The 15,643-nt window shown below is 71.2% G+C and carries 13 protein-coding genes; 6 read left to right on the forward strand and 7 right to left on the reverse strand.

Annotation, left to right across the window (positions count from 1 at the left end; all coding sequences use genetic code 11):
• The first annotated feature begins 392 nt into the window (after positions 1–392).
• Both ACGF8B_RS40865 and ptsP read left to right on the forward strand, forming a co-directional pair.
• Positions 393–842 carry a PTS glucose transporter subunit IIA gene (locus tag ACGF8B_RS40865; protein WP_259933446.1) on the forward strand — a complete coding sequence of 150 codons (450 nt, stop codon included), beginning with the start codon at positions 393–395 and terminating at the stop codon, positions 840–842.
• A 76-nt stretch (positions 843–918) separates the two neighbouring features.
• The gene (gene ptsP / locus ACGF8B_RS40870; RefSeq protein WP_392747856.1) at positions 919–2,589 is read left to right on the forward strand and encodes a phosphoenolpyruvate--protein phosphotransferase; all 1,671 of its coding nucleotides are present in this window, start codon (positions 919–921) and stop codon (positions 2,587–2,589) included.
• 63 nt (positions 2,590–2,652) lie between these two features.
• Here the strand turns inward: ptsP and ACGF8B_RS40875 are convergent, their stop codons facing one another.
• Both ACGF8B_RS40875 and ACGF8B_RS40880 read right to left on the reverse strand, forming a co-directional pair.
• Entirely contained in the window at positions 2,653–3,588 is a 936-nt protein-coding gene (locus ACGF8B_RS40875) for a hypothetical protein (protein WP_392747858.1), read from the reverse strand.
• Between the two features lie 78 nt (positions 3,589–3,666).
• A complete protein-coding gene (locus tag ACGF8B_RS40880) occupies positions 3,667–5,643 on the reverse strand; it encodes an acetoacetate--CoA ligase (protein WP_392747859.1) in 1,977 nt (658 codons plus the stop codon).
• A 222-nt stretch (positions 5,644–5,865) separates the two neighbouring features.
• On the opposite strand from ACGF8B_RS40880, the gene ACGF8B_RS40885 reads away from it, so the two are divergent.
• A complete protein-coding gene (locus ACGF8B_RS40885) occupies positions 5,866–8,226 on the forward strand; it encodes a glycoside hydrolase family 31 protein (protein ID WP_392747861.1) in 2,361 nt (786 codons plus the stop codon).
• Between the two features lie 119 nt (positions 8,227–8,345).
• On the opposite strand, the gene ACGF8B_RS40890 is transcribed toward ACGF8B_RS40885, so the two are convergent.
• Positions 8,346–8,879, reverse strand: coding sequence for an NUDIX domain-containing protein (locus ACGF8B_RS40890; RefSeq protein ID WP_392747862.1), 534 nt, complete (start codon positions 8,877–8,879; stop codon positions 8,346–8,348).
• A gap of 57 nt (positions 8,880–8,936) precedes the next feature.
• Here ACGF8B_RS40890 and ACGF8B_RS40895 point away from each other — a divergent pair, with 57 nt between their 5' ends.
• Together ACGF8B_RS40895 and ACGF8B_RS40900 are read left to right on the forward strand one after the other, a co-directional pair.
• The gene (locus ACGF8B_RS40895; RefSeq protein WP_392747864.1) at positions 8,937–9,743 is read left to right on the forward strand and encodes a M15 family metallopeptidase; all 807 of its coding nucleotides are present in this window, start codon (positions 8,937–8,939) and stop codon (positions 9,741–9,743) included.
• Between the two features lie 118 nt (positions 9,744–9,861).
• Positions 9,862–10,209: an Mpo1-like protein gene (locus tag ACGF8B_RS40900; protein WP_392747866.1), complete on the forward strand. Its 348-nt coding sequence runs from the start codon at positions 9,862–9,864 to the stop codon at positions 10,207–10,209.
• A 119-nt stretch (positions 10,210–10,328) separates the two neighbouring features.
• On the opposite strand, the gene ACGF8B_RS40905 is transcribed toward ACGF8B_RS40900, so the two are convergent.
• Genes ACGF8B_RS40905 through ACGF8B_RS40920 form a run of 4 tightly spaced genes read right to left on the reverse strand, consistent with a single transcriptional unit; the run spans position 10,329 to position 14,598 of the window.
• Positions 10,329–10,934, reverse strand: a complete 606-nt coding sequence (locus ACGF8B_RS40905; RefSeq protein ID WP_392747868.1) for an ATP/GTP-binding protein — start codon at positions 10,932–10,934, stop codon at positions 10,329–10,331.
• Positions 10,915–11,337, reverse strand: a complete 423-nt coding sequence (locus tag ACGF8B_RS40910) for a DUF742 domain-containing protein (RefSeq protein WP_392747871.1) — start codon at positions 11,335–11,337, stop codon at positions 10,915–10,917. Before ACGF8B_RS40910 ends, ACGF8B_RS40905 begins: the two co-directional genes overlap by 20 nt.
• A gap of 7 nt (positions 11,338–11,344) precedes the next feature.
• On the reverse strand, positions 11,345–11,788 hold the full coding sequence (locus ACGF8B_RS40915; protein ID WP_353793926.1) for a roadblock/LC7 domain-containing protein: 444 nt from the start codon (positions 11,786–11,788) through the stop codon (positions 11,345–11,347).
• A complete protein-coding gene (locus ACGF8B_RS40920; RefSeq protein ID WP_392747873.1) occupies positions 11,785–14,598 on the reverse strand; it encodes a nitrate- and nitrite sensing domain-containing protein in 2,814 nt (937 codons plus the stop codon). Before ACGF8B_RS40920 ends, ACGF8B_RS40915 begins: the two co-directional genes overlap by 4 nt.
• A gap of 478 nt (positions 14,599–15,076) precedes the next feature.
• Here ACGF8B_RS40920 and ACGF8B_RS40925 point away from each other — a divergent pair, with 478 nt between their 5' ends.
• Positions 15,077–15,550, forward strand: a complete 474-nt coding sequence (locus ACGF8B_RS40925) for a hypothetical protein (protein WP_392747875.1) — start codon at positions 15,077–15,079, stop codon at positions 15,548–15,550.
• Positions 15,551–15,643: the final 93 nt, after the last annotated feature.

Raw genomic sequence — 15,643 nt, forward strand, 5'->3', positions numbered from 1 at the left:
TTCGTGTCCGATTCCCGGTCGAAGCGGGATCCTGCTTTTCGCTTTCCAGTTCTTCGCTTTCGCGTTTCCCTTTCCGGCGAGTCCGACTCTATCAGTCCTTTTCGCTTTCCTTGACCAACCCCTGCAGGCATGCAGGTGCCGAGTCCGGGTTAGAGTCAGGGCTTAAAAGTCGCCGCCGACCCCCGACTCAAAGTCGCGTTGGGGTCAGGCAGGAGTACGACAGTACAGGCCGCCGAGAGTCGAGGCAAATCGTTTCCGGTGTGCCTCTAAGGCCGCGAACCGCTAGGACTCGGGCGGAACCGGGACTTCTCATGACTTACGCTGCTGAGCAGTACGCCGTCGCCCGCAGGCTGTGACGGCGCCGATCAAGCTCCACCCCTGGGAGGTTCCCCATGACCACTGTGACGTCCCCTCTTGCCGGACGTGCCATCGGGCTCGCCGCGGTACCGGATCCGGTCTTCTCCGGCGCGATGGTGGGTCCTGGAACCGCCATCGATCCCGTGCGCGAGCCGTCCGAGGCGGTGTCGCCGGTCGACGGCATCATCGTCTCCCTGCACCCGCACGCCTTCGTCGTCGTGGACGGGTCCGGGCACGGGGTGCTCACGCACCTCGGCATCGACACCGTTCAGCTCAACGGCGAGGGATTCGAGCTGCTCGTGAACAAGGGGGACACGGTCACGCGTGGTCAGGGCATCGTGCGCTGGGACCCCGCAGCCGTCGAGGCGGCCGGCAAGTCGCCCGTGTGCCCGGTCGTCGCGTTGGAAGCCACCGCCGAATCCCTCTCCGACGTCCGCGAGGACGGCGACGTGAAGGTCGGCGACACCTTGTTCGGCTGGCAGTGACGAGCCCGGCTCGATGACAGCCGACTGGATATCCACCGCGGGGGCACCGGCCGCCGCACGACCGGAGACGGGTGAAATGGAGACAACGCTGCGAGGCGTCGGCGTGAGCCACGGGGTGGCGATCGGCGAGGTGCGTCATATGGGTACGGCGGTGCTCGAACCGCCGGCCAAGCAGATCCCCGCCGAGGAGGCCGCGCGCGAGCAGGGGCGCGCCCGGCAGGCCGTGGAGGCCGTGGCGGCCGACCTGATCGCGCGCGGGAACCTGGCCGGTGGCGAGGCTCAGCACGTACTTGAGGCTCAGGCCATGATGGCCCAGGACCCGGAGCTGATCGCGGACGTGGAACGGCGTATCGCCGTCGGCAGCACCGCCGAGCGTGGTGTCTACGACGCGTTCGCCGCGTACCGGGCGCTGCTCGCCAACGCCGGGGAGTACCTGGCGGGGCGCGTCGCCGACCTCGACGACGTGCGCAACCGGATCGTGGCCCGGCTGCTCGGGGTGCCGATGCCCGGTGTGCCGGACAGCGACGAGCCCTATGTACTGATCGCGCGGGACCTGGCGCCCGCCGACACCGCGCTGCTCGACCCTGCTCTGGTGCTCGGCTTCGTGACCGAGGAGGGCGGGCCCACCAGCCACAGCGCGATTCTCGCCCGGGCGCTCGGGGTGCCCGCCGTCGTGGCGCTCCCCGGTGCCGGTGAGCTGGCCGAGGGCACGGTCGTCGCCGTGGACGGCAGCACCGGTGAGATCTTCGTCGAGCCGAGTGCCGAGAAGCGTGCGGAGATGGAGAGTGCCGCCGCCGCGCGCAAGGCCGCGCTGTCGGCCTCGTCCGGTCCGGGTGCGACCTCCGACGGTCACAAGGTCCCGCTGCTCGCCAACGTCGGCGGGCCCGGCGACGTCCCGGCGGCGGTCGAGGCCGGTGCGGAGGGCGTGGGGCTGTTCCGTACCGAGTTCCTGTTCCTCGACGACAGCAAGCAGGCGCCGTCCGAGGAGAAGCAGGTCGCCGCGTACCGCGCGGTGCTGGAGGCGTTCCCCGAGGGGCGTGTCGTCGTACGGGTGCTGGATGCCGGGGCCGACAAGCCGCTGGACTTCCTGACTCCGGCGGACGAGCCGAACCCGGCGCTGGGTGTGCGCGGGCTGCGGAGTCTGCTGGACCACCCCGATGTGCTGCGTACCCAGTTGACCGCGCTGTCGAAGGCGGCCCAGGGGCTGCCGGTCCACCTTGAGGTCATGGCGCCGATGGTGGCGGACCGTGCGGATGCCAAGGCCTTCGCCGATGCCTGCCGTGAAGCCGGTCTGCAGGCGAAGTTCGGTGCGATGGTGGAGATTCCGTCCGCCGCGCTGCGGGCGCGTTCGATCCTGCGGGAGGTGGAGTTCCTCTCGCTGGGGACCAACGACCTGGCGCAGTACACCTTTGCCGCCGACCGTCAGGTGGGAGCCGTGTCGCGGTTGCAGGACCCGTGGCAGCCCGCGCTGCTCGATCTGGTCGCGCTGTCGGCGGAGGCCGCGAGGTCCGAGGGCAAGAGCTGTGGGGTCTGCGGTGAGGCCGCCTCCGATCCGCTGCTGGCCTGTGTCCTGACCGGGCTGGGTGTGACGTCGCTGTCGATGGGGGCCGCGTCCATTCCCTATGTCCGCGCCACGCTGGCGAAGTACACGCTCGCGCAGTGCGAGCGAGCCGCTTCCGCCGCTCGTGCGGCGGACTCCGCCGAGGAGGCGCGGGTCGCGGCTCAGGTGGTGCTGTCGGGCGAGTAGTCCTGCGGCGTTGTCCGGTGAAGGGGCTCCCCGCCTGTGGTGGCGGGGAGCCCCTTCGGCCTGTCAGTGGTGCGACTCCGGTTCGTCCGCGCCCAGGTCGAAGCCGGCGCAGTACTCCACATGCGGCTCCGGGGCGACCGGTTCGCCGGTGTCGGCGTCGGTGCAGTAGGCGCTGAAGACCTCACCGGCGCTGAGCGGGGCCAGGTCGCCGCGGGCCAGGCGCCAGCCGTGCACCCGGTCCTGGGCGCCGGGGCGGCTCGTCCGGAGCACGACTCCCCCGGGCTTTTCGAGGGCGATGCCCACGGCGAGCACCGTGACGAACTCCGCTCCCTCCTGCGTTTCGAGCCGGGCCGGCCCGGTGCTGTCCCGTGCGGTGTGCAGGACGGCGAGCAGGTTCTCGTTGTCGGTGGGGGTGCTGCAGACCAGGTGGTGGGTGCCCTGGCCGGCCGTCTCCAGCATGCGGAGCAGCAGGTGCGAGGCCCGGTCGAAGGCGGCCTGGCCGACGTCCTTGCCACAGTCCGCGCATTCGCCCAGGCCGGCCAGGATCACCGTGGCGTACTCCCAGGTGGCCCGGCGGACGGCCCGGCTGACCAGGAGCGGGATCAGGGTGTCGATGGGTTGTCCGGTGTACGCGACGGTGGCGCCGGCCGAGGCGATTTCGGCGGTGAAGCGGCTGCGGCTGGCCGGGGTGTCGGGAGCGAGTCCCGATTCGGCGCAGTACTCCGCGTACTCCTCGGGGTCGAAGAGCGCGACCGTGGCGTGCATGCCCTGTGCGGAGAGGGTCTTCAGCAGGACCTCGACCTGCTGGAGATAGACGGTGTGGTCGTCGAAGGTGAAGCTGCGGTAGCGCCGCATCGCCGCGAAGTCCTGCTCGTCGGCCAGGAGGCCGATGGTGCTGGGTGCTTCGCGGCGCAGTGTGCGTCGCATGGTTGTGCCGGACCGGCGGTACCCGCCGGGCCTGCCGTGCTTGCTGTCCCCGGTGTTCCCGATGTGCGCCATGACTCCCCCAAGTGCACTGTTGATCATTGCTCACTCAGAGTAATCAGGGGCACTGACAACGGGGACGCCCTGCGACGGTCAGTGACGCTTGCGGGCGAGGTCCTCGTAGAAGTGGAGGAGTTCGACGTTGTCGATCGAGCCGGGGTTGACCGCCTTGGCGAGGGCCGTGCCCTGCAGGAGTCGTTTGACCGGGACTTCGATGCGCTTGCCGGTGAGGGTGTGCGGGATGCCGGGGACCTCGATGACCTCGTCCGGGACGTGGCGCGGGGAGAGGTTCTCCCGGATGGTCCGCTTGATGCTGTCGCGCAGCGCGTCGTCGAGCCGCGCGCCGTCGGCGAGGTGGACGAAGAGCGGCATCCAGTAACCGCCGTCGGGCTCTTCGAGGCCGATGACGAGGGATTCGCGGATCTCGGGGAGCCGTTCGACCGCCTCGTAGATGTCGGCGGAGCCCATCCGTACGCCCTGGCGGTTGAGGGTGGAGTCGGAGCGGCCGTGGATGACGACCGAGCCGTGTCCGGTGATGGTGATCCAGTCGCCGTGGCGCCAGACACCGGGGTACATGTCGAAGTAGCTGTCGCGGTACCTGCTGCCGTCGGGGTCGTTCCAGAACCGGATGGGCATGGAGGGCATGGGTGCGGTGACGACGAGCTCGCCGACCTCGTCGATGAGCGGTTCGCCCGCGGGGTCCCAGGAGCGCAGGTCGGTGCCGAGGCAGGCGGCCTGGAGTTCGCCGATGTGTACCGGGAGGGTGGGGACCGCGCCGGCGAAGCAGCTGCAGACGTCGGTGCCGCCGCTGACTGAGGCGATCCACAGGTCGGCGTCGACCTCGTCGTGGAGCCAGCGGAAGCCGTCGGGCGGGAGCGGGGAGCCGGTGGTGGCGACGCACTGGACGCGCGAGAGGTCGAGGTCGCGGCCCGGGTGGATGCCGGCCTTGCGGCAGGCCATGACGTAGGCGGCCGAGGTGCCGAAGAGGGTTGCTCCGGTCTGTTCGGCGACGCGCCACTGGGCGCTGATGTCGGGGTGGCCGGGGCTTCCGTCGTAGAGCACGAGGGTGGTTCCGGTGAGGAGGCCGGAGACGAGGAAGTTCCACATCATCCAGCCGGTGGAGGTGTACCAGAAGAGGCGGTCCTCGGGGCCGAGGTCGCAGTGCAGGCCGATCTGCTTGAAGTGTTCCAGCAGGATGCCGCCCTGGGACTGGACGATCGCCTTGGGGAGCCCGGTGGTGCCGGAGGAGTAGAGCACCCAGAGCGGGTGGTCGAAGGGGACCTGTTCGAAGACCGGCTCGGTGTCGGCGGACGTGAGGGCGGACCATTCGAGGGCGCCCTCGGGGGCCTCGGTGCCCAGCAGCGGGATGTGGACGACGGCGCGCAGGGTGGGAAGTTCGCGGCGCAGTTCGGCGACGGTGTCGGCGCGGTGGTGTTCCTTGCCGCCGTAGCGGTAGCCGTCGACCGTGAAGAGCACCACGGGTTCGACCTGCTGGAAGCGGTCGAGGACGCTGCGGGCGCCGAAGTCCGGGGCGCAGGACGTCCAGACGCCTCCGACGGCGGCGGTGGCGAGGAGGGCGACGACGGCCTCGGGAATGTTGGGGAGGTAGCCGCTGATCCGGTCGCCGGGGGTGACGCCGAGGGCGCGGAGTTCGGCGGCGAGCGAGCCGACCCGGCGGCGGAGCTCGGACCAGGAGACGGGGCTCTGGGTGTGGGTCTCGTCGACGTGGAGCAGGGCGGGGGCGTCCGCGCGCAGGGGGTCCTCGGCGGTGCGCAGCGCGTGCTCGGCGTAGTTGAGGGTGGCGCCCGGGAACCACTGGGCGCCGGGCATGGTGCGGTCGGCGATGACGGTCTCGTACGGGGTGGAGAACCGTACGTCGAACCAGTCGGCGACGGCCCGCCAGAAGGTGTCGAGTTCGTCGACGGACCACTGGTGCAGCGCCGGGTATCCCCCCTCGGCCGGGGCTCCGTAGCGCTGGGCCGCCCAGCTCTGGAAGCGCGTGACGGCGGCGGCCGCGATGCGGTCGGGGCCGGGCTGCCAGAGGGGGGCTTCGTTGGCTGCTGCGGTCATGGGGCGGCTCCCTGGCTGTACGGGTACGCGGGATGGGCGTGGGTCCGCGCACACGTGCTGGGGTGTGCGCGTGAGGCGGCTTTTACGGACGATGCCATGTGATCGTCTTTCACACCAGGGTTCGCCACCCATGCCCGTGTGTCCGGTCATGTGGTCCGGCCACGGGTGAACGGAAGTTGAACGGGGCCCTCGTCCGCCTCGTCGGGTGGCAGGCTGAGCCGCATGGACGGTCGTGACCTGGTGCGCTCGGTGAAGTTGGTCGGTTCGGTGCGGGGACTGCGCTCGGTGCGCTCGTCCTGGCGGCGCCGCGGTGCGGATGCGCGGGCGCTGCCCCGGCGTGGTGCGGAGCGGGCGAGGGTGCCCGGTCTCGTGGTGGGGGCGGAGCCGGGGCCGGGCGGGGGTGTGGTGCGGTTCGCCCGTTCCGAGTTGCGGGTGCGGGTGGCGGTGGGCGGTGCGGTGTTCTGGGGCTGGGACGGGGCGGAGCCGTCGCCGTCGTACGCGCTGCCCGGTGCGGCGCCCGAGCCGGATCCGCGGGCCGTGCTGGAGCCGGACAAGGACGGTGGCTGGCAGGTGGTGTCGGAGCGGCTGACCGTCGCGGTGTCTCGGCACGGGGCCGTGGAGCTGCGTACTCCGGGCGGGGCGGTGCTCCGGCGCGAGTTGCCGCCGCGCTGGTGGGAGCCGGTGGCGGGGGGTGGTGCCCGGTGGGTGCAGCGTTCCGAGGTTCCGGCGGACGCGCGGTTCTTCGGGCTCGGGGGCCGGGCCTCGGGACCGCGGCTGCGGGACGGTGTGTACGGCTTGTGGAACACCGATCCGGGAGGGCGTTTCGGTCCGGGTGACGATCCGCTGTATCTGACGATGCCGGTGCAGCTCGTGGTCTGTGACGCGGGGACTCATCTGGTGTTCCACGACAACACCTGGTCGGGGCGGGTGACGTTGCGCGAGGGCGAGGAGGGGGCGGGTTCGGGTCATGACCGGCCCGGGATGTGCGAGGTGCGGATGGACGGGGGGCCGTTGCGCTGCTGGGTGGTGGCGGGGAGGCCGGCCCGGGTGCTGCAGGGCTGGGCGGCTCTGACGGGTGCTCCGGCGGTGCCGCCGTCCTGGGCGCTGGGTCCGCAGCACGCCCGGTGGGGGTTCGGGAGCGAGCGGGAGGTGCGGCGGGTCGTCGCCGGGTACCGGGAGCGCGGGCTGCCGTTGTCCGTACTGCATCTGGACATCGACCACTACGACGAGCACCGGGTGTTCACCGTCGACCGGGAGCGGTTCCCCGATCTGCCGGGCCTGGCGAAGGAGTTGCGGGAGGACGGTGTGCGGCTGGTGTCGATCGTCGATCCCGCGGTGGCGGCGGAGCCGGGGGACGCGGTGTTCGACGCGGGGGCGGCGGTCGGGGAACGCGGCGCTTTCGTCCGGGACGCGCGGGGGCGGCTGGTGCGCGGGGAGGTGTGGCCGGGCGAGTGTGTGTTCCCGGACTTCACCGATCCGCGGGTGCGGGAGTGGTGGGGCGGTCTGTACGAGGAGCGGCTGGCGCAGGGGTTCTCGGGTGTGTGGCACGACATGAACGAGCCGGTGTCGTTCGCGGCGTTCGGTGATCCGTCGCTGCCGAGGTCGGCGCGGCACAGTCTGGAGGGCCGCGGCGGTGATCACCGCGAGGCGCACAACGTCTACGCGCTGGCGATGGCGCGGGCCGGGTACGAAGGGCTGTGCCGGCTGCGCCCCGAAGAACGTCCGTTCCTGTTCTCGCGTTCCGGCTGGGCGGGGATGCAGCGTTACGGGGGCACCTGGTCCGGTGATGTGGAGACCGGCTGGCCGGGGCTGCGGGCCTCGTTGGCGCTGGTGCTGGGGCTGGGGCTGTGCGGGGTGCCGTACTCGGGGCCCGATGTGGGCGGGTTCGACGGGTCGCCGTCGCCGGAGCTGTACCTGCGGTGGTTCCAGCTGGGTGCGTATCTGCCGTTGTTCCGTACCCATGCGGCGATCGACGCGGGGCGGCGGGAGCCCTGGGAGTTCGGGCCGCGGGTGCTGGAGCACGCGCGGGCGGTGCTGGCGGAGCGGGAGCGGCTGCACCCGTACTTCGTGACGCTGTCACGGCTGGCCGGGCTGACCGGCGCCCCGTATGTGCGGCCGCTGTGGTGGCGTGCGCCCGGGGACCGGGCGCTGCGGGAGTGCGAGGACGCGTTCCTGCTGGGCGACGCGCTGCTGGTGGCTCCGGTGCTGGAGCCCGGTGCGGATCGCCGGGCGGTGCGGCTGCCCCGGGGGCGTTGGTACGACACGGTGACCGGTGAGGTGTACGAGGGGCCGGGTCAGGTGTTGCTCGATGCGCCGCTTTCGCGGGTGCCGGTGCTGGCGCGGGCGGGTTCGGTGCTGCCGGTGCGGGGTGCGGACGGTGGCGTGGAGCTGGAGGTGTGGGCTCCGGCGGCGGGGCGCAGCGGGAGCGGGCTGGTGGTCCTGGACGCCGGGGACGGCTGGGAGCGGGCGGAGGTCGAGCGGTACACGTCGCGGCTGGTGGACGGGCGGGTGGTGGTCGAACGGAAGGGCCGGGAGGATGAGGAGGGGGCGGTGGCGTATCCGGTGCGGGTGCGTGGTCTGTAGCCGGTTCACGGTGTGCCGCGGAACCGTCCGGCCGGTCAACTGCGTGCGGCGGGCCGGGCAGCGGTGGGGGACGGAGCCGCCGGGTCGGTTCGCAGCGAGTGGCGGAACCGTCCGGCCGGTCAGCGGTAGCCGCCGTCGAACCAGGTGCGGACGGCTTGGGTGTGCAGGGGGAAGGCCAGCTCGGTGGGTGTGCGGAGCAGTCGGAAGCCGGCCGTCTCGTCGGTGGGCCGGGAGGGCGGGAGCGCGGTCGCCGGGCGTTGTGGGAGGAGCCCGAAGAGGAGCAGGTGGCCGTCCGGGGCGCTGAGGGCGTCGGCGAGGCGGACGTCCCGTTCGTCGGCCGCGATGCCGGTCTCCTCGCCCAGTTCCCGTACGACGGCGTGCTTCCAGTCCTCGTCGTGGTCGATGTGGCCGCCGGGGAGGGCCAGGCCGCCGGGGTGCGGCGGGACGGTGCGGGTGATCACCACGAGGCCGGTGCCGTCCCGGTCGGTGACGGGAAGGAGGGCCACGGCGACCGGCAGTGGATTGCGGTAGGCGGTGCTGCCGCAGGCCGTGCAGGTGCGGGGCCAGGTGGCGGTTGTGGTCCAGGGCGCTCCGCAGCTGCCGCAGTGCGAGTCCCTGGCCGGCTTCTCGGGGTTGCTCCTGGGTGCGGACACGCGCGGACTGTACCGGATCCTCCGGCGGACTTCCCCGTACTGCTGGATTATGTGCTCATGACAGGTCTTGCTTCCGTTGTCCGTGTCCTGGCAGCCGCTGCCGCCGCCCTGCTCGCCGTCACCGCCACCGCCCCGGCCGCCGGTGCGAGGACCGGGCCGAAGGCGCCCGATGAGTTCGTGGCGCTGGGTTCGGTGGATCCGACGATCATCCAGGAGATGCGCTACCCCACCGCCCACAACTTCATGGGCGTCCCGGTCGACGGCTACCGCGATCCGCTCTGCATCCTGACCCGGCCCGCGGCCCGGGCGCTGCACCACGCGCAGACCCGGCTGCTGCGCCGGGGCTACTCGCTGAAGGTGTACGACTGCTACCGGCCGCAGCGGGCCGTGGACCACTTCGTACGCTGGGCGAAGGACCTCGACGACGAGACCATGAAGGGCGAGTTCTACCCCCGGGTCGACAAGACGCGGTTGTTCGCGGACGGATACATCGCGGAGAAGTCCGGGCACAGCCGCGGCAGCACGGTCGATCTGACGCTGGTGAGGCTGCCGGCCGCGCCGACCCCTCCGTACCGGCCGGGTGACCCGCAGGTGCCCTGCTACGCATCCGCGGCCGAGCGGTTCCCGGACAACTCCGTGGACATGGGAACCGGTTTCGACTGCTTCGACACGCTCTCCCACACCGACGACCCGCGCATCCGGGGCGAGCAGCGCGCCCATCGGCAATTCCTGAAGAAGACGCTCACCGATGTCGGTTTCGTGAATCTGGCCGAGGAATGGTGGCACTACACCTTCAAGCCCGAACTGTTCCCGGACACCTATTTCGACTTCCCGGTGGCCCGGCGCTCCGTCGCGGGCCACTGACGCCGACGAGGGAAAGCGGACGGCCGGGACCACCCCCGTGGGCCCCGGCCGTCCGCTTCTACTTCTCCGACGCGGATCAGCCGTTTCCGGTTGCGGTCCGAACTACTACGGTGCCCGTATGTCACAGCAGACGTTCGATTCGTACGAGGAGTTCTGGCCCTACTACGTGGCGATGCACTCCAGGGCCGCCACCCGGTGGGTGCATCTGACCGGCACCCTGACCGGGCTCGCGGTCAGCGCCTACGGTCTGGCACGGGGGCGCAAGCGGTACCTGGCCGCATTGCCGCTGATCGGGTACGGGACCGCCTGGCCCGCGCATTTCCTGATCGAGAAGAACAATCCGGCCACCTTCGGGCATCCCGCCTGGTCGCTCCGCGGCGACGTGCAGATGATCCGGATGATGCTGGCGGGACGCGACCGGGAGCTGGCCGCGATCGCCGCCGAGTGGCTCGCCGAAAACGGGTGACGCCAGGAGTGTTGACGGTCCGTCGCAGCGGGAGAGGACTCACCGCCCGGTGAGACGACGACGCGCGGCCCGTACCCCGGTCGGCGGGGGTACGGGCCGTGTCGTGCGCGGCACCGCCGTTATGTGACGACGGGCTCGCGAACGCGTTCCGCACGGGCCACGGCATGCTCGACGACGTTCACCAGTACGTCCCGTACCGAGCCGCGGTCGCGCGCGTCGCACATGAGCACGGGAACCTCCGGGTCGAGGTCCAGCGCCGCCTGCACCGTCTCAATGGGGAACTCGTCGGCCCCCTCGAAGCAGTTGACGGCGACGGTGAACGGAATCGCCCGGCGTTCGAAGTAGTCGACCGCCGCGAAGCAGTCCTCCAGCCGCCGGGTGTCCGCGAGCACGACGGCGCCGAGCGAGCCCTGCGCCAGCTCGTCCCACAGGAACCAGAAGCGGTCCTGCCCCGGGGTGCCGAAGAGGTAGAGCACCAGGTCCTCGCGCAGGGTGATCCGGCCGAAGTCCATGGCCACCGTGGTGGTGGTCTTCGCCTCCACGCCCGCCAGGTCGTCCACCGGACGGCCCGCCTCGCTCAGTCGTTCCTCCGTGCGCAGCGGCCTGATCTCGCTGACCGCGCCCACCAGGGTCGTCTTGCCCACTCCGAATCCGCCCGCCACCAGGATTTTCAGGGTAACGGGCTCAACGGGCCGCTTCTTGCGGCTAGAGCGCCCGAAGGCCATTGATCACCTCGCGAAGAATGTTCACGTCCGGCAGCTCGGCCGGCGGAACGGGACGGGTTACGTGTACCAGTTCGTCCTCGACGAGGTCGCCGACCAGGACCCGGACCACCCCGACGGGGAGGTCCAGGCCGGCCGCGAGCTCGGCGATCGACTGGGGCATGCCACTGCAGAGTTCGACGATCTCCACGTGTTCCGGGGAGAGCGTCTGGTCCCGGCCGGGGTCGTCGGCCTCGGGTTCGGGGACGACGATCGCGATCAGGTCGAGACGATGGCGGGAGGCGCTGCTGGTTCGGCCCCGGGTCATCGCGTACGGGCGGACCACCGGTCCCGCATCGGCGTCGTACCAGCGCGAGGCCTGCGGGCCGGTGGGCGTTGCCGGAGATCTGGAGGAGTCAGCGCTCACCGTCCACTCACCCCCCGGCGGACATACCGGTCGTCCGGGGTGCGTTGGCCAGGTGGGCGCCGACGCGCTTGACCATCAGCGTCATCTCGTACGCGACCTGGCCGACGTCCGAGTCGGCGTCGGCCAGCACCGCGAGACAGCTGCCGTCACCGGCCGCCGTGACGAAGAGGAACGCCTCGTCGAGTTCGACGACGGTCTGGCGGACCCGGCCCGCGTCGAAGTGCCGCCCGACACCCTTGGCCAGGCTGTGGAATCCGGAGGCCACGGCCGCCAGATGTTCGCTGTCCTCGCGGGTCAGGTCCTTCGACGTGCCGGTGGCGAGGCCGTCACTTGAGAGCACCAGCGCCTTGTGGATGCTGGCGACGCGTTCGACGAGCTCGTCGAGGAGCCAGTTGAGCTGGCCGGAGCCCTGGCGTGCGGCGTTGGTTGCTGCGACGTTCGGTGCGGTCATCGACCGTCCCCTCCCGGAGTGGTTCCTTGTGCTGTTTCACCGGGGCCGGTCAGGTCCTCGGCGTTCTGCCGACGGCCGCGCTGCCAGCCGCGTTGGAGCGAAGCCATGCGGCTGCGCACCTCTTCCGCATCACGTTCGAAGTCCTGGTCCGGTTCCGTACGGGCCGGTTCGGGATCGCGGACCGTCGAGTCCTCGCGCAGTTGCGGAGCGAGGCTGGCCTGCCGGATACGGCGGGGCAGCCCGCCGATGGTCTCCCGGGGGCCCGGGGCCCCGGGTGAGGCGGGCGGCTCGGGTGTGGCGGGCTCGGTGGGTCTCCGGAAGCCGGTGGGCTGCCGGGGTTCGGTGGACGTGGAGCCGGTGCCGGACCCGTCCGGGCCCTGCGGGGCGTCCCGCTCGGCGGCCGTGGGGTGGGTGCGGCCCGCCTCGTCGACCCGGCGGCCGTTGTCGGTGACCAGGGTCGGCGGTTTGCGGCGGGGCAGTGGCACCGGACCGCCCGGCCGCATCGGCCGTACGTCGGCCTGCGAGTCCGTGCCTTGGTCCGTCGCCTGCTGGTGCTGTTCGCGGTCGGCGTCGCGCCGGAGGTCGCGGGAGCGGAAGATGCCGCCGCGTTCGCTCTCGGTGTCGTCGAGGTCGGAGGCGCCGCCCAGCAGGGGTTCGAGCAGCGGGTCGAGCACGGCGTCGCCCTCGAAGCCCAGTGCTCCGACGGGTCCTTCGAGCTCTACGGGCCCGTCCAGGAGGGCCGGGTCGACCAGGCCGGTCGGAACGGGGGCGAGACCGGTGGGCCTGCCGCCTGCCCGGCGGTCCGCCGCGCCGTCCCTGCGGTCGGGGCCGGGGGCGTCACCGGCCGCCCGGCCACCGCTGCCGATCGCCCGCTCGGCCCGGCGGTCGAGGCGGAACCCGGTGCCGTGGGTGTCCGGGGCGTCGGTGAGCAGTGCCGCCGGGATGAAGACGACGGCGGTCGTGCCACCGTACGGAGAGGTCTGCAGCGAGACGCGGACGTTCTGGCGCTGGGCGAGACGGCTGACCACGAACAGGCCGAGCCGGTCGGTGTCCGACAGCTCGAACTCGGGGGTCTCGGCGAGCCTGAGATTGGCGTCCAGGAGGATGTCGGGCGCCATGCCGAGGCCGCGGTCGTGGATTTCGAGGGTGAAGCCGTTGGCTACGCGTTCGCCGAGCACCTGGACCGCGGTGTGCGGGGGCGAGAACACGGTCGCGTTCTCCAGGAGTTCGGCGATCAGGTGGGTGAGGTCGGCGACGGCCGGGCCGCCCACCCCGATCCGGGCCAGCCGGCGGACCTCGATGCGTTCGTAGTCCTCGACCTCGGCGACTGCCGCCCGTACGACGTCCATCAGCTGGATCGGCTTGCGCCACTGACGGGACGGCGCCGCGCCGGAGAGGATCACCAGGCCCTCGGCGTGGCGTCGCATGCGGGTGGTCAGGTGGTCGAGGCGGAAGAGGTCCGCGAGTTCGTCGGTGTTCTCGGTGCGGCGCTCCATGGTGTCCAGGAGCGTCAGTTGCCGGTGCAGCAGCACCTGGTTGCGGCGGGCGAGATTGACGAAGACCTCGGACACGCCGCGCCGCATGTCCGCCTGCTTGACGGCGGCCTCGACGGCCGCGCGTTGCAGGGTGTTGAGGGCCTGGCCGACCTGGCCGATCTCGTCCCGCTCGTACTGGAGGTGCGGGGCCTCCGTCTCGACGTCGACCTGTTCCCCGGCGGCGAGCCGGCGCATCACGCTCGGCAGCCGCACACCGGAGACCTCGTGGGCGTCCTTGCGGAGCCGGGAGAGGTCCCGGATCAGTTCCCGGCCGATGCGTACGGAGACGAACACCGAGGCGATCAGGGCGAGGAAGCCGAGGACGCCCGCGATGCCGGCCTTGATCAGGACGCTGTAGCCGGCGGGCTTGCCGCGGTCCTGGAAGCGGTTGTTCATCTCCGTGGAGTCGTTGGCCAGCCGCTCCAGGACCGGCGGGGCGGTCTCCTGCCAGCGCTCGGCGTCGACGGCGCGCGGGTCCTGGGTGGGGCCGCCCTCGATGAGGGCCTTCTCCGTTGTCCGCAGCGGTTCGCTGTCCGGACTCGCCCAGTACCGCTCCACGCGCTGGCGCTCCGCGGCGGGAAGCGCGTCCACGTTGATCTCGTAGAGCAGCTTTCGATTCGCCACGAGATCGGATATCTCGCGCAGTTCGGCGGCGGTGAGCCGGCCGGCGATGAGCGACGAGGCGACCAGGGCGTCTTCCCGGGAGAGCATTTCGCGGGCTCGTGAGATGCCGACCAGTGCACGGACCTGCTTGTCCATCGACACGTTCTCCATCGTGCGGAGTCCGGTCAGGAAGCGATAGCAGGGATCTATGAGGCGACCGTAGAACTCCATCGCCTTGGAGCGGTCGATGGTGCGCCGGTCTACCGATTCGCGAAGCGCGCCGAGGCCCTCGACCGTGCCGAGGATGGAATTCAGCTGGGTGTCGTCGTCGGAGCTCAGCGCGTCGCGGATGTCCTCCTGCCGGGCGCTGTCCCTGACACCGGCGAGGACCCGGTCGGTGGCCGCTCGCTGGCGCTGCAGGAGCGGAAGGGCGTTGGATGCCCTGGGGTCGGCGAGGAAGACAAGGGTCTGGCGGCGCTCGTTCTGGATGGCCCGGACGGTGTCCTCCAGCGGATGACCGACCTTCTCCACCAGAGTGCCGGCGCTCAGCAGATGACCGGCCTCGCGCCCCGTCAGGAAAGTGGCGAATCCCCAGAGCGCGATGAGGGAGATGAGCGGCACCAGCAGCAACGCCACGATCTTCCTGCGGATGGACTTTCCGCGAAAGCGCATGGACTCCCCCAGCTCGACCCCGCGGGGGCGGGGGTCGTGTTCCGTCAATAAACGGCGCGAGCCTACTACTGACGGAGTAGCAACTCGAAGGGACGTCCGGACGATTTTCGGCCGCGCTGTCCGGTGTTGGTCATGGGTTGTCCTGGTATTCCTGGCAATGAAATTCGCGAAAGCGGCAGAAGAGACCTGGCAGGGCTTCATTCTGTTCGGTGGGGCAGTTGGCTGGAATCCTTCGCTTCAAGCCGGTTCGGGGGAATCTTCGTGGCCGTTCACTCGTCTCTCTGTACGAGGCAGGGGTGACACGGGGAGATCCGGGGCCGGTGAGGCGGGATCATGGTGGTGGTTCGCGCTGCGCGATCCACGGGGTGGGCGACGCGGGGCAGGGGTCGTGAGGCAGGACGGTCCGATCCGCCCGCGTAGAAACGGCGCATGCCGGGCAGCAACCCTGAAGTCGGACAGTGGTGGGGAGTTGAGAGCCTTGAAGACGGAACAGCGTCGGGGCGCGGTGCCGACGGCACCGGCCGCGTCGGCGAACTCGGCGGCGGCGGGCGGGGCGAAGATCCCGCGCCAGCAGCTGTGGGTGGAGGAGCCCGCGACACGGCGGCGGATGCCTGACCCGGTCCGCAGGTCCGCGGTGCGTGCCGTTCTCATCATGTCGCTGACGATCATCCAGGCGATGGTGGCGTTCCTGTGCACGCTGGCCGGGTCCTGGCTGGCCTTCCCGATGGTGCTGAGCAGTGTCGGCAGCACCGTGGTCGCGACCTGGTCGGTGCTGGACGTGTGGGTGACCCGGCAGGTCTGGAACCAGCGCAACGGCGTGGTTTCGGTGCCGAGCAGTTCGGCGCGGCAGTTGCGCCGTGAGCGCCGCAGGGCGCGCCGGGCGGCGCGGACCGCGCAGCGGGACGAGGCGCGGATACACCGCCGGGGCGCGGAAAGCCTTTCACGGGCCTGAGCCGCCGAACGCCTCTCCCCGGGCCTGAGCCGCCGTCGGGCCCGAGCACCGCGGGGCCTGAGCGACCTCGGGCCCGAGCTCCGAGGGGCCTGA

It is taken from the genome of Streptomyces sp. NPDC047917 (genome assembly GCF_043204345.1).
Taxonomy (GTDB): Bacteria; Actinomycetota; Actinomycetes; order Streptomycetales; family Streptomycetaceae; genus Streptomyces; species Streptomyces sanglieri.